The 13,638-nt window shown below is 70.4% G+C and carries 12 protein-coding genes; 3 read left to right on the top strand and 9 right to left on the bottom strand.

What is annotated here, in order from left to right; translation table 11 throughout:
- Window positions 1-13: 13 nt before the first annotated feature.
- The 7 genes from glyQ to ACWHMB_RS00145 form a co-directional block, all read right to left on the bottom strand.
- Window positions 14-934, bottom strand: coding sequence for a glycine--tRNA ligase subunit alpha (gene glyQ / locus ACWHMB_RS00175; RefSeq protein WP_377484521.1), 921 nt, complete (start codon window positions 932-934; stop codon window positions 14-16).
- A 107-nt stretch (window positions 935-1,041) separates the two neighbouring features.
- Window positions 1,042-2,259, bottom strand: a complete 1,218-nt coding sequence (gene fabB, locus ACWHMB_RS00170; protein ID WP_377484523.1) for a beta-ketoacyl-ACP synthase I — start codon at window positions 2,257-2,259, stop codon at window positions 1,042-1,044.
- Window positions 2,256-2,777 carry a 3-hydroxyacyl-[acyl-carrier-protein] dehydratase FabA gene (gene fabA / locus ACWHMB_RS00165; protein ID WP_377484525.1) on the bottom strand — a complete coding sequence of 174 codons (522 nt, stop codon included), beginning with the start codon at window positions 2,775-2,777 and terminating at the stop codon, window positions 2,256-2,258. The genes fabB and fabA overlap by 4 nt, the downstream gene beginning before the upstream one ends.
- 59 nt (window positions 2,778-2,836) lie before the next feature.
- The gene (lnt, locus tag ACWHMB_RS00160; protein WP_377484527.1) at window positions 2,837-4,387 is read right to left on the bottom strand and encodes an apolipoprotein N-acyltransferase; all 1,551 of its coding nucleotides are present in this window, start codon (window positions 4,385-4,387) and stop codon (window positions 2,837-2,839) included.
- Window positions 4,384-5,265, bottom strand: a complete 882-nt coding sequence (locus ACWHMB_RS00155) for an HlyC/CorC family transporter (protein ID WP_377484529.1) — start codon at window positions 5,263-5,265, stop codon at window positions 4,384-4,386. Before ACWHMB_RS00155 ends, lnt begins: the two co-directional genes overlap by 4 nt.
- A gap of 798 nt (window positions 5,266-6,063) precedes the next feature.
- Window positions 6,064-6,786, bottom strand: a complete 723-nt coding sequence (locus ACWHMB_RS00150; protein WP_377484531.1) for a GNAT family N-acetyltransferase — start codon at window positions 6,784-6,786, stop codon at window positions 6,064-6,066.
- 200 nt (window positions 6,787-6,986) lie between these two features.
- Entirely contained in the window at window positions 6,987-7,466 is a 480-nt protein-coding gene (locus ACWHMB_RS00145) for an Lrp/AsnC family transcriptional regulator (RefSeq protein ID WP_293221591.1), read from the bottom strand.
- Between the two features lie 215 nt (window positions 7,467-7,681).
- On the opposite strand from ACWHMB_RS00145, the gene hppD reads away from it, so the two are divergent.
- On the top strand, window positions 7,682-8,809 hold the full coding sequence (gene hppD / locus ACWHMB_RS00140; RefSeq protein ID WP_377484533.1) for a 4-hydroxyphenylpyruvate dioxygenase: 1,128 nt from the start codon (window positions 7,682-7,684) through the stop codon (window positions 8,807-8,809).
- 194 nt (window positions 8,810-9,003) lie between these two features.
- On the opposite strand, the gene ACWHMB_RS00135 is transcribed toward hppD, so the two are convergent.
- Entirely contained in the window at window positions 9,004-9,942 is a 939-nt protein-coding gene (locus tag ACWHMB_RS00135) for a lysylphosphatidylglycerol synthase transmembrane domain-containing protein (RefSeq protein WP_377484535.1), read from the bottom strand.
- Window positions 9,939-10,958 (bottom strand): glycosyltransferase family 2 protein, encoded by a 1,020-nt coding sequence (locus tag ACWHMB_RS00130; RefSeq protein WP_377484537.1) that lies wholly within the window; start codon window positions 10,956-10,958, stop codon window positions 9,939-9,941. The genes ACWHMB_RS00135 and ACWHMB_RS00130 overlap by 4 nt, the downstream gene beginning before the upstream one ends.
- Before the next feature lie 65 nt (window positions 10,959-11,023).
- Here ACWHMB_RS00130 and ACWHMB_RS00125 point away from each other — a divergent pair, with 65 nt between their 5' ends.
- Together ACWHMB_RS00125 and ACWHMB_RS00120 are read left to right on the top strand one after the other, a co-directional pair.
- Window positions 11,024-12,583 carry an ArnT family glycosyltransferase gene (locus ACWHMB_RS00125; RefSeq protein ID WP_377484539.1) on the top strand — a complete coding sequence of 520 codons (1,560 nt, stop codon included), beginning with the start codon at window positions 11,024-11,026 and terminating at the stop codon, window positions 12,581-12,583.
- Window positions 12,580-13,587 (top strand): NAD-dependent epimerase/dehydratase family protein, encoded by a 1,008-nt coding sequence (locus ACWHMB_RS00120; protein ID WP_447648402.1) that lies wholly within the window; start codon window positions 12,580-12,582, stop codon window positions 13,585-13,587. The genes ACWHMB_RS00125 and ACWHMB_RS00120 overlap by 4 nt, the downstream gene beginning before the upstream one ends.
- Window positions 13,588-13,638: the final 51 nt, after the last annotated feature.

Raw genomic sequence — 13,638 nt, 5'->3', positions numbered from 1 at the left:
TCCGATCAGTCCCTCACGCGGCCTTCTTCTCGATCTGCGCCACCCACTCGCGCGGCGCCAGCGGAAAGCCCAGGCGCTCGCGGCTGTCGTAGTAGCTGGCGGCCACGGCGCGCGCCAGGTTGCGGATGCGGCCGATGTAGGCGGCGCGCTCGGTCACGCTGATGGCACCGCGCGCGTCCAGCAGGTTGAAGCTGTGCGCGGCCTTCAGCACTTGCTCATACGCGGGCAGCGCCAGCTGCTGCTCGATCAGGTGCTTGGCCTGCTTCTCATGGGCGTCGAAGGCGGTGAACAGGAAGGCGGCGTCGCTGTGCTCGAAGTTGTAGGTAGACTGCTCGACCTCGTTCTGGTGGTAGACGTCGCCGTAAGTGAGGCGGCTGCCGTCGGCGGCCTCGGTCCACACCAGCTTGTAGACGTTGTCCACGCCCTGCAGGTACATCGCCAGGCGCTCCAGGCCGTAGGTGATCTCGCCGGTGGCGGGCCGGCAGTCGATGCCGCCGACCTGCTGGAAGTAGGTGAACTGCGTCACCTCCATGCCGTTGAGCCACACCTCCCAGCCCAGGCCCCAGGCGCCCAGCGTGGGGTTCTCCCAGTCGTCCTCGACGAAGCGGATGTCGTTTTTCTTCAGGTCGAACCCCAGGGCTTCGAGGCTGCCCAGGTACAGCTCCAGGATGTTGTCGGGCGCGGGCTTGAGCACTACCTGGTACTGGTAGTAATGCTGCAGCCGGTTGGGGTTGTCGCCATAGCGGCCGTCCTTGGGGCGGCGGCTGGGCTGCACGTAGGCGGCCTTCCAGGGCTCGGGGCCGATGGCGCGCAAAAAGGTGGCGGTGTGCGAGGTGCCGGCGCCGACCTCCATGTCGTAGGGCTGCAGCAGCGCGCAGCCCTGCGCGTCCCAGTATTGCTGGAGCTGAAGAATGATCTGCTGGAAGGTGAGCATGGCAAGGGGAGACCGGGTCGAGACCAACCCGGTATTTTAGCGATGGCAGTCAAATAGGCCTCCAGCGCTTGCCGATCAAGCGCGAAAAGCTATCAATTTTGTAGTTTTCAGCCCCAGTGCCGCAGCACCAGGCAGGCGTTGGTGCCGCCAAAGCCGAAGCTGTTGGACAGCACCTGGCGCAGCGTGGCCGCGCGCGCCTGGGTCACCAGCGGCATGTCGCCGACGGCGGGGTCGGGCGTCTCGACGTTGGCCGAGCCGGCGATGAAGCCCTTCATCAGCATGATCAGGCTGAAGATGGCCTCCTGCACGCCGGTGGCGCCCTGCGAGTGGCCGGCCAGCGACTTGGTGCTGGAAAACGGCGGGATGCGGGCGCCGAACACCTTGCGGATGGCGTGCAGCTCGGGCACGTCGCCCACCGGGGTGGAGGTGCCGTGGGTGTTGATGTAGTCGATCGGCTCGGCCAGGCCCTCGATGGCCTGGCGCATGCAGGCCACGGCGCCCTCGCCGGACGGGGCCACCATGTCCTCGCCGTCGGAGGAGATGCCGAAGCCCACCACCTCGGCCAGGATGGCGGCGCCGCGCTGCTGGGCGTGCTCCAGGCTCTCCAGCACCAGCGCGCCGCCGCCGCCGGCGATGACGAAGCCGTCGCGGCCCGCGTCGTACGGGCGCGAGGCCTTGTCGGGCGTGGCGTTGTACTTGCTGGACATGGCGCCCATGCCGTCGAACAGCAGCGCCAGGCCCCAGGACAGCTCCTCGCCGCCGCCGGCGAACATCACGTCCTGCGTGCCCCAGGCGATCTGCTGCGCCGCCGCGCCGATGCAGTGCGCGGAGGTGGAGCAGGCCGAGGTGATGGAGTAGTTGATGCCCTTGATGCGGAAATTGGTCGCCAGGTTGGCCGACACCGTGGAGCCCATGCAGCGCGTCACCTGGTAGGGCCCGACGCGGCGGATGCCCTTGCTGCGCAGCGTGTCGGCGGCCTCGATCTGGTTGGCCGGCGAGCCGCCGCCCGAGCCCATGATGAGGCCGGTGCGCGGGTGGCTGATCTGCTCGGGCGCCAGGCCCGCCTGCTTGATCGCGTCTTCCAGCGCGATCTGCGCGTAGGCCGCCGCGTCGCCCATGAAGCGCAGCTGCTTGCGGTCGATGCGCGACTCGAGGTCGATCTCGGGCGCGCCGGCCACCTGGCTGCGCAGGCCCAGCTCGGCGAACTGGGGCGCTGCCTTGATGCCCGAGCGGCCCTGGCGCAGCGAGTCCTCGACCGTTGCCAGATCGTTGCCGAGGCACGAGACGATGCCCGCGCCGGTGATGACTACGCGCCGTTTGTTCATGGCGTTTCCTTGCTGTCGCCCTCGCGCAGAAACAGGCCCACGCGCAAGTCGTTGGCGACGTAGATTTCCTTGCCGTCGGCCAGCAGGCGGGCGTCGCCGATGGCCATGTTCAGCTTGCGGCGCACCACGCGCTTGATGTCGATCTCGTAGGTCACGCGCTTCACGTCGGGACCCACCTCGCCGGTGAACTTGACCTCGCCCGCGCCCAGCGCGCGCCCGCGGCCGGGCAGGCGCAGCCAGGTCAAAAAGAAGCCGATCAGCTGCCACATGGCGTCCAGCCCCAGGCAGCCGGGCATCACCGGGTCGCCGCGAAAGTGGCAGGCGAAAAACCACAGCTCGGGGTTGACGTCCAGCTCGGCCACGATCTTGCCCAGGCCGTGCGCGCCGCCGCTGTCGTCGATGTGCGTGATGCGGTCGAACATCAGCATGGGCGGCAGCGGCAGCCGCCCGGCATCGGGCCCGAACAGGCGGCCTTCGCCCGAGGCGATCAGCTGCTCGTAGGAAAAGGATTCAGCCATAGAGGGTCAATTGTGCCTGAGCGCTGTCCGCGCCCATATGACAGCGCGGCAGCGCGCCGTCAATCCCCGCGCCGCCCGGCGGTCGCCGCCGCCAGCACGATCAGCACCGCCGCGCCCCACAGCGGCGCCAGGCCCCAGCGCGCCACCCAGGCCGCGTAGGGCGTGATGCCGGTGCCGCCCTCGAAGGCGCCGCGCAGCACGCCACGCGTCAGGCGCGGCAGCTGCTGCGTGACGCGTCCCTGCGCGTCGATGATGGCGGTGGCGCCGGTGTTGGTGGCGCGCAGCACCGGGCGCTCGAACTCCAGCGCGCGCATGCGGCTGATGGCCAGGTGCTGGTCGATCGCCACCGTGTCGCCGAACCAGCCGATGTTGCTCAGGTTGACGAAGGCCGTGGGGGCGGCGGCCGGGTCGGCAAAGCGCGCCGCCAGCTCCTCGCCGAACAGGTCTTCATAGCAGATGTTGGGCGCGAGAAGCTGGCCCTGCAAGACGAAGGACGGCTGGTTGACCGCGCCGGGGGTGAAGTCGCCCAGCGGGATGTTCATCAGCCGCACGAACCAGCGAAACAGCGGCGGGATGAATTCGCCGAAGGGCACCAGGTGGTGCTTGTCGTAGCGGTAGGGCGCGTCCTGGCCCGGCGCCAGGCCGACGGCCGAGTTGGTGTAGCCCGTTTCCAGGTCGCCCAGCGGCATGCCCAGCAGCGCCGCCTGGCCCGGCTGGGCATAGCGCGCCTGCAGCGCCGCCCAATAGCCCTCGGGCAGCTGGCGCGGCAGCAGCGGCAGGGCGGTTTCGGGTGCCACCACCAGCGGCGCGGTGTTGGCCTGCAGCTGCTCGCCGTACCAGCGCAGCGAATCGACCACGCCGGTGCCGGGGACGAACTTTTCGTCCTGCGGGATGTTGCCCTGCAGCAGCGCCACCTCCAGCCGCGGGCCGGCAGGCGGTGGCGACACGGGCAGCCAGGGCCGGGCCAGCCCCCAGCCCAGCAGCGCGGCGGCCAGCAGGACCGAAATAGCCAAGCCGCCGCGTGTCGGCCGCGCAGCGGGCGCCGTGCGCCGCCCCAGGGCCAGCGCCACCAGCGCCGCCAGCCAGGCGGCCGCAAAGCCGATGCCGTACACCCCCACCCAGCGGGCATAGGTGGCCAGCGCGCCGTCCACGTGCGCATAGCCGCCGGCGCCCCAGGGAAAGCCGGTGAACCAGCGCCCGCGCGCCAGCTCGGCCAGCGTCCACAGCGCGGCAAACAGCAGCGCCGCCGTCGCCGGCCGCGCGTGCCGCGCCCAGCGCACGAACAATGCGCCCGCCACGCCGTAGTACAGCGCCAGCAGGCCCGCCAGCGCCAGCACCGCCGCCACCGCCAGCGCCGCGTTCAGCCCGCCGTAGACGTGCATCGAGATGTACAGCCACCAGAAGGTGCCGGCCAGCCAGGCCAGCGCGAACAACCAGGCCAGTGCGAAGCCGCGCCGCCAGCGCCCGGTGTCCGTCGCCGGCATCAGCAGCGCCACCAGCAGCCCCAGGGCCAGCGCCTGCAGCCAGCCGTGGGCCTGGCCGGTCCAGGGGTCGGCCAGCGCCAGCGCGTGCAGCGCGCCGGCGGCCAGCGCGATCAGGGCGGCAATCACGCGGCGACGGCCGTGGGCGTGCGCGAGACCTTGTACCAGCGCACCGCGCCGCCCTTGGTGTGCAGCACCACGAAGTCCATGCCGCCCAGGCTGAAGCGCTCGCCGCGGCTGGGCACGTGGCCCATCTCGTGCGCGATCAGCCCGCCGATGGTATCGAACTCGACGTCCAGGTCGCTGTCCGGGTCCACCCCCAGGTGCACGTCGAAGGATTCGTTGAAGCGCTCCAGCGGCGTGTCGCCGGCCACGCGCCAGCTGTCGTCGGGCAGGGCGAAGATGTCGCCCGCGTCGCCCTCGATGTCGAACTCGTCCTCGATCTCGCCGACGATCTCCTCCAGCACGTCCTCGATGGTCACCAGCCCGGCCGTGCGGCCGAACTCGTCCACCACGATGGCCAGGTGGTTGCGGTTGGCGCGGAACTCGCGCAGCAAATCGTTCAGGCCCTTGCTCTCGGGGATGAACACCGGCGGGCGCAGCAGCGTGCGCAGGTTCAGTTCGGGCGCACGCTGCAGCTTGAGCAGGTCCTTGGCCAGCAGGATGCCGATGATGTTCTCGCGCTCGCCCTGGTAGACCGGAAAGCGCGAGTGCGCGGTGACGATCACCTGGCGCAGCAGCTCGTCGTAGGGTGCGTCGATGTCCAGCAGGTCCATGCGCGGCGCGGCCACCATCACGTCGCCCGCGCTCTGGCCCGACAGGCGCAGCACGCCTTCGAGCATGACGCGGCTTTCGGCGTCGATCAGCGACTTGTCCTCGGCCTCGGCCAGGGTCTCGATCAGCTCGTCGGTGGAGTCGGGCCCGGGGCGAATGAACTCGATCAGCTTGCGCAGCAGGCTGCGCTTGTCTTCGCGCTCATGGGGGCGCGCAGGGTGGGGGTCGGGCAAGGTGGCGGGGTGCAGGACGTGCGGTGGTTTTTGGGACGTCAAGGATAGCGGATGCGCGGGGGCGGGTCACTCCGGTCGCGTTGGCCGGCGCTCGCGGGGTTGGGCGGGTTCGCTTGTTGTTCGATGTTCTGACGGCTCTGCATGCGTCGGCTGGCCGGGATGTGCGCCCGGCGGCGCAGTCCCTTTCTTTGTCTCGCCAAAGAAAGGAACCAAAGAAAGGCGACCCCAAGTCTGCGACCCCTGCGCTTCGCTTCGGGGCAAACCTGCGTCACGGCGCTTGCGGGGTGCGCCGCAGAACTCACTGCGCGCTGACGCGCTCCGTTCAAACAACCGCGGCGAGCCAGAGCACGAAGCGCGTGCATCCTGCGGTGCACGCGCCACCCCGCAAGCGCCGCGCCGCAGGCGCAGCCACAGGGGTTTGGACACGGGCCATCGCTGCGCTCGGCCCCGGTCTTCGATGCGAGGCCGAGCGCAGCGATGGCCCGGGTTGGCTTCGGGTCCCCTCTGGCCGTGCCGAGAAGCGCAGCGGCTGGGGCGGGCATGGGCAGCGCAGCATGCCCATGCAACGTGTTCTGACTTGCTGCGGTTGTTCGAGCGAAGTGAACGCAGTGAACGAAGCGAGTTCCGCAGCACCGCCCCAGGCGCGAGCATCGCAGGTTGCCCGCAGCGCAGCGAAGGGACGCGGCCAGTGGGGTCGCCTTTTCTTTGCCTTCTTTCTTTTGGCGACGCAAAAGAAAGAAGGTGCGCCGCCGGGCGCACATCCCGGCCGACAGCGTACCCAGCAGGCGCCGCCCGCCGTCAGCTCCCGCTCTTGTGCCGCCCCTCGCGCACGCCGTCGCGCACTTCCTGCACGGTGGCCAGCAGGCCGCGCAGGGCGGCGGCTTCGCTCTTGATCCAGTAGTCCACCTCGCCCACCTGGTCGGCCAGCAGCTGGTCCAGGCGGGTCTTGAAGGTGGCTTCGGGCAGGCGCAGGTAGGCCTCGCTCTCGCTGCCGGCGCGCTCGATCACGGCGCCGGCGTTGCGCGCGATCTTGAGCATGGCGGTGTTTTCGCTCAGCGCGTGGATGTACAGCGTGTCCACCCCGTGGTTGACGGCGTGGATGGCGGCGCGCTCGAACAGCAGGCGGCCGTAGCCGCGGCCGCGCGTGTGCTTGGCGACCGAGACGCCGAACTCGGCAAAGCCGGCTTGCGCCATGTCGCCGGGATAGGCCAGGTGCGCCATGGCGATCATCTGCAGGCGGCGGTTGAAGATGCCGAACACCTGGTCGCGCTCGAAGTTCAGGCCGTCCACGTACTTGCGGATCTGCTCGTCGGTGGCCGGGTAGCCGAAGCGCAGGTAGCGGTCGTGCTCGTCCAGCTCGAGCAGGTGGCGCGTGATGCGCGCGCGGTAGCGCACGCCGATCTCGCGGATCGGCACGATGGTGCTGGCCTGGGCGTAGGGCGAAGCGGGCTTGGCGGGATGGACCGTCGGGCTCGCGGCCAGCGCAGGGTCTGCGGGGCGGGAGAGGTCGGTGGTTTCCATGCACCCCATGTTAGGGCCCGGGCCTAGAGTTGCCACTCCAAAGGCAGCGGAACCCGTTGATCCGTGAAGTCTGTGGTCAAAAGGCCGCGGAGCAGGCCGGGCCAGCGGCACCCGTGGCCGGGGTTTCCCTGGCCACTGGGTGCGCCCCCTTCAAGGGGGGAGGCGCAACAACGCGCAGCGTGTGGAGCCTGGGGGTGGGCCTATATCGGCAGCGCCGTGGTGGATTTGACCCGATCCATCACGAAACTGGTCTTGCAGTCCTGCACGGCGGGGTGGCGCAGCAGGGTGTCCATCATGAAGCGCGAATACGCCCCCATGTCCTGCACCACCAGGCGCAGCAGAAAGTCCATCTCGCCCGTCAGCGCCGCGCACTCGACCACCTCGGGCCAGTTCTGCACGCTGGCGCGAAACTCGTCCATCGGGTTGCGCTTGCCGTGGTCCTGGCGCTTTTCCAGCCGCACGTTGACGTAGGCCACCAGGCCCAGGCCCACGGCCTCGGGGCGCAGCAGGGCCACGGTGCGCTCGATCACGCCGCTGTCTTCCAGCCGTTTCACGCGCCGCAGCACGGCGCTGGCCGACAGGCCCACCTGCTCGCCGATGGCCTCGCAGGGCGCGCGCCCGTCGGCCTGCAGGCGCAGCAAAATGGCCCGGTCGAGCTTGTCGAGTGCGTTGGACGTCATGATGACGCAATTTTACGGCTTGATTGACCCATCAGTCATCCCATATCGGGCTTGAATTTCGATGTCATGCAAAAAACGTGCATCGCGCGGCCGATCAAAACCCGTTCTGTGCATCGGGGCGCTCTTGAGACGCATCAAACGCTGGAAATCCGCCCCCCGCCCGGCCTACAGTGAGGGATTGGCCGCCTTGGCCCGCATCCCACGGAGACAGCCCCATGACCGCAGCGCAACAATCCACCCCCGCCCCCTGGGACAACCCCATGGGCACCGACGGCTTCGAGTTCATCGAATACGCCGCGCCCGACCCCAAGGCCATGGGCGAGCTGTTCGAGCGCATGGGCTTCACGGCGGTGGCCAAGCACCGCCGCAAGAACGTCACCCTGTACCGCCAGGGCGAGATCAACTTCATCATCAACGCCGAGCCCGACAGCTTTGCCCAGCGCTTCGCGCGCCTGCACGGGCCCAGCATCTGCGCCATCGCCTTTCGCGTGCGCGACGCCAAGGCCGCCTACGAGCGCGCCATCGGCCTGGGCGCCTGGGGCTACGCCGGCCACGCCAACCCGGGCGAGCTGAACATCCCGGCCATCAAGGGCATCGGCGACTCGATCATCTATTTCATCGACCGCTGGCGCGGCAAGGACGGCGCCACGGACGGCGAGATCGGCAACATCGGCTTCTACGACGTCGACTTCGAGCCGCTGCCCGGCGTGCACGGCGCCGCCGCCATCCACCCCGAGGGCTACGGCCTGACGGTCATCGACCACCTGACGCACAACGTGCACAAGGGCCGCATGGACGAGTGGGCGGGCTTTTACGAGCGCCTGTTCAACTTCCGCGAGGTGCGCTACTTCGACATCGAGGGCCAGGCCACCGGCGTCAAGAGCAAGGCCATGACCAGCCCCTGCGGCAAGATCCGCATCCCGATCAACGAAGAGGGCAACGACAAGAAGGGCCAGATTCAGGAGTACCTGGACATGTACCACGGCGAGGGTGTGCAGCACATCGCGCTGGCCAGCAAGGACATCTACCACGCGGTCGACCAGCTGGGCATGGCCGGCGTCAAGCTGCTGGACACCAGCGACACCTACTACGAGCTGCTGCCCAAGCGCATCCCGGGCCTGAAGGAGCCGATCGGCGAGCTGCAGTCGCGCAACATCCTGGTCGACGGCCGGCAGGGCGAGCTGCTGCTGCAGATCTTCAGCGAGAACCAGCTGGGCCCCATCTTCTTCGAGTTCATCCAGCGCAAGGGCAACGAGGGCTTCGGCGAGGGCAACTTCAAGGCCTTGTTCGAGACCATGGAGCTCGACCAGATTCGCCGCGGCACGCTGAAAACGAGCTCCTGAATACTACGAATACCGAACGCAGAGGACGCAAAGAAATCGCAGAGGACGCAGAACAGAAATCAGATTGAAACTATGAATTTGATAGCTTTTGGCGCTTGCCACGCAAGGGCTATGGAGCGATTCAATCAAATTTTTTGTATTCTTCTGCGCCCTCTGCGAAATCTTTGCGTCCTCTGCGTTCGGCTGTTTGAAGCTCAGTTTCCCGACACCGGTTCCCGCCGCGGCAGCCCGAACGCCAGCGCTCCCAGCGCGCCCTGCGCCAGGCCGTACAGGCCGTAGATCACGCCCACGCCGACGGCCGCCGGCGCCGCCACGCCAAAGGGCGCCAGCGCGGCCACGGCGGCGGCCTCGCGCGTGCCCCAGCCGCCCACGCTCACCGGCAGCGCCGCCATCAAAAACACCGGCGCGACGGCCCAGGCCCACACCGCGGCCGGCTGCGTCACGCCCAGCGCCAGCCCGCCGCCGGCCAGCGCCGCCGCCGACAGCGCCTGCACCACGGCCGAGGCCGCGGCCTGCCAGGCCCATTGGCGCGCAAAGTCGGGCCGCAGCGCCGCCGCGCGCAGCGGCGCCAGCCAGCCACCCGCCGCCCGGCTGCGCCGCAGCAGCGGCGGCAGGCCCCAGGGCAGGGCCAGCCACAGCGCCGTGCCCGTCAACGCCAGCGCGGCGAAGCTGCCGGCCGGCAGCCGCAGCCAGGGCGCCAGCACATCGGCGCAGGCCGCCGCCCCCAGGCCGCCGATGGCGCACAGCATCCACAGCCCGCTCACGCGGTCCAGCACCACCGACCAGCTGGAGGCGGCGGTGTCGTGCCCGGCGCGGCGCAGCACCACCGCGCGATAGACGTCGCCGCCCACCACGGCGCCCGGCAGCAGCGCGTTCAGCCCCATGGCCTGGAAGTACCAGCGGCAGGCATCGCCCGCGCCCAGCTCGGCGCCCAGCCAGCGCGCCAGCGCGCGCCAGCGCAGGGCCGAGACGAGGTTGGACGCGATGGCCGCCGCCAGCCCCGCCGCCAGCCAGCCGGGCTGCGCCTGGCGCAGCTGCGCCAGCACGCGCGCGGGGTCGGCCAGGGCCAGCACGGCGCCCAGCAGCGCCAGGCCCAGCAGGCCGCGCAGAAGGGCCCGGCGTGCTCGTGTCACGCTATCGATTCAGAAGCTGCCGGCGCTTGACTGAAGGGCGCTGGAGCTCGATCGGGCACATATTCCTCGGCATGGAACTGCGGCGCGCCGCCGGCCTCGTGGTAGATGCGCATCAGCAGCTCGCCGATCAGCCCGGCGGCAATCATCTGCACGCCCATCAGCAGCAGCATCACCCCCACCAGCAGCAGCAGGCGCCCGCCGATGTCGTGCCCCAGCAGCTTGAGGCCGAACAGCCACAACAGGATCAGCACGCCCGGCGCCGCCAGCCACAGCCCCAGCCCGCCGAAGGCGTGCAGCGGGCGCTGGCGGTAGCGCATGAAGAACACCACCAGGATCAGGTCCAGGATGACGCGGAAGGTGCGGTCGATGCCGTACTTGGACACGCCGCGCGTGCGCGCGTGGTGGCGCACCGCCACCTCGGCGATGCGTGCGCCGGCCTCGCGCGCCAGCGAGGGGATGAAGCGGTGCAGCTCGCCGTACAGGCGGATGCGGTCGATGATGGGCCGCCGGTAGGCCTTGAGCGCGCAGCCGTAGTCGTGCAGGTGCACGCCGGTGGCGCCGGAGATCAGCCGGTTGGCGATGCGGGACGGCAGCTTGCGCGAGAGCTCGGCGTCCTGCCGGTCCTTGCGCCAGCCGCTCACCATGTCGACGTCGGGGTCGCTTTCCAGGCGCTGCAGCAGCAGCGGGATGTCGCCCGGCTCGTTCTGCAGGTCGGCGTCCAGCGTCACCACGTAGCGGCCGCGCACGCGGTCGAAGCCGGCCTGCAGCGCGCTCGACTGGCCGTAGTTGCGCGCCAGGAACACCGGGCGCAGCCAGGCGCGCGTGGCGGCCAGCTCGCGCAGCCGGGCGCGGCTGCCGTCGCTGGAGCCGTCGTCCACCGCCAGCAGCTCGAAGGTCTGCGGCTGGCCGGCCATGGCCTGCGCGATGCGCTCCACCAGCTCGGGCAGGTTGTCCACCTCGTTGTAGATCGGCACCACGATGGAGACGTCGGGCGGGGGCGCGGGGGGCTGGGGCATGGGGCGCGAAGGGTGCACGGATAATCGAGCGGCCATTGTGCCTGCCGCGCAGTGCCGCGCCCCGCATGTCTTCCTTGCCCACCGCCTCGCCCCCGCTTCCTGCACCTGCCGCCGGCGCGCTGCCGGCCGTCATGCGCCGGCCGCTGCCCTGGCTGCTGGCCTGGGCGGCGGCGCACGTGGCGCTGCGGCTGGCGCTGTCGCCCGCGCTGCGCTGGGACGAGGCCGAACAGACGCTGTGGTCGCAGCAGCTGGCCTGGGGCTACGGCATGCAGCCGCCGCTCTACACCTGGCTGCAGTGGGGGCTCAACGCCGTGCTGGGGCCCAGCCTGCTGTCGCTGGCGGTGCTCAAGCACGGGCTGCTGGCGCTGACCTACCTGTTCATGGGCCTGGCCGCGCGCGCCCTGCTGCCGCCGCGCGCGGCCTGGTGGGCCGCTGCCAGCATGGTGATGCTGCCGCCGCTGGGCTGGTCCTCGCTGCACGACCAGACGCACACGGTGCTGGTCACCGCCGTCACCGCCGCCACCTGGTGGGTGGCGATCCGGCTGGTGCAGGCGCCGCGTCCGGCGCGCTACGCGCTGCTGGGGCTGGTGCTGGCGCTGGGCCTGCTGTCCAAGTACAACTACGCGCTGGTGGCCGCCGCGCTGGGCGCGGCGGCGCTCAGCGTGCCGGCGACGCGCCGGGTGCTGCTGGCACGCGGGCTGTGCATCACGGTGGTGGTGGCGGCGGTGCTGGTGGCGCCGCACGCGCTGTGGCAATTCGATCACTGGCACGAGACGGCGAGCGCCATCACCGACAAGATGGAGCTGCAGTCCCAGGGCGGCCTGCTGGACGGCCTGGGCGAGCTGGCGCTGACCCTGCTGGAGACCCTGCTGCTGTGGGCCCTGCTGGCGGCCTGGGCGTTTCGCGGCGCCTGGCTGCGGCGTGCGCCGGCGGGTGTGGCGGCGCCAACCCAGGCGGCGCCCTGGGCGCGGCCGCTGCTGGCGCGCTACCTGGTGCTGGTGCTGGCGGCGTTCGTCGCCATGGTGGTGCTGGGCGGCGTGACGGAGTTCAAGGAGCACTGGATGCAGCCGGTGTTCTGCGTGCTGCCGCTGGCCGCCTTCGTGTGGCGGCCGCAGCTGGAAGGGGCGCCCGGCGGCGGGCGCTTCACCGGCGCCGTGCTGGGCGTGGCACTGCTGTTTTTTCTGGCCACCGCCGCCTACCCCTGGGTGGCCGGGCTGCGTGGCCGGCCGGGCGAGCTGAACCAGCCGATCCGGGCGCTCACCCAGGACCTGCGCGCCGCGGGCTACGACGGCCGCAGCCCGATCATCGCCGCCGACCACATGCTGGCCGGCGCGCTGCGCACGCGCTTTCCCGCCGCGCCGGCCACCGACTGCGACGGCAACGAGCAGCCGGTGGCCGCTTGCGTGGCCGAGGAAACGGCCGATGCGCGCGCCGCCGGCCAGGGCTGGCTGCTGATCTCGCGCGACGACCGCCTGCCCGACGACTGGTGGGACGAGGCGCAGACCGTGCTGCCGGCCGGCGCCACGCCGCGTGTGCTGGCGCTGCCCTGGCGCTACGTGCCCGCCGGCAGCGCGCCGGAGCACTATCGCTTCGTCTGGCACCCGCCGCAGGGGAAAGCGCCATGATCCTGGTCACCGGCTGCGCCGGCTTCATCGGCATGCACTGCGCGCAGGCCCTGCTGGCTCGGGGCGAGCGCGTGGTCGGCATCGACAACCTCAACGCCTATTACGACGTGGCCCTGAAGCAGGCGCGCCTGCAGCGGCTGCTGCCGCACCCGGGCTTCGCCTTCGAGCACCTGGACGTGGCCGACCGCGCCGGCATGACCGAGCTGTTTGCGCGCGTGCGCCCCACGCGCGTGCTGCACCTGGCGGCGCAGGCGGGCGTGCGCTACTCCATCGACGCCCCCGACGACTACACCGACGCCAACCTGCTGGGCTTTGCCAACATCCTGCAGGGCTGCCGCACGCAGCAGGTGGCGCACCTGGTGTTCGCCAGCAGCTCCAGCGTGTACGGCGGCAACGCCAAGCTGCCCTACAGCGAGCGCGACGCGGTCGATCACCCCATCAGCTACTACGCCGCCACCAAGAAGGCGGGCGAGGTGATGGCGCACAGCTACGCCCACCTGTACGGCATCCCCACCACCGGCCTGCGCTTTTTCACCGTCTACGGCCCCTGGGGCCGGCCGGACATGGCGCTGTTCAAGTTCACGCGCGCCATGCTGGCGGGCGAGACCATCGACGTCTACGGCCAGGGCCGGCTGGTGCGCGACTTCACCTACATCGACGACATCGTGCAGGGCGTGCTGCGCGTGCTGGACAAACCCGCCACGCCCGATGCCGACTACGACCCGCAGGCGCCCAACCCCGGCACCGGCACGGCGCCCTATCGCATCTTCAACATCGGCGGCGGCGCGCCCACGCTGCTGATGGACTACATCGGCGCGCTGGAGTCGGCCCTGGGCATCACGGCGCGCAAGCGCATGCTGCCGATCCAGCCCGGCGACATGCACAGCACGGCCGCCGACACGTTGGCGCTGGCGGCCTGGGTCGGCTTTGCGCCCGCCACGCCGGTGGGCGAGGGCGTGACGCGCTTCGTCGATTGGTACCGGGGGTTTTATGCAGGGCCGTGATCCATCCAAGGCCCACCCATACCGGACAGCCGAACGCAGAGGGCGCAGAAA

This window comes from Ottowia pentelensis (genome assembly GCF_964341695.1).
The sequence above is the reverse complement of the archived record's forward strand: the minus strand, read 5'-3'. Positions and strand labels throughout refer to the sequence as shown.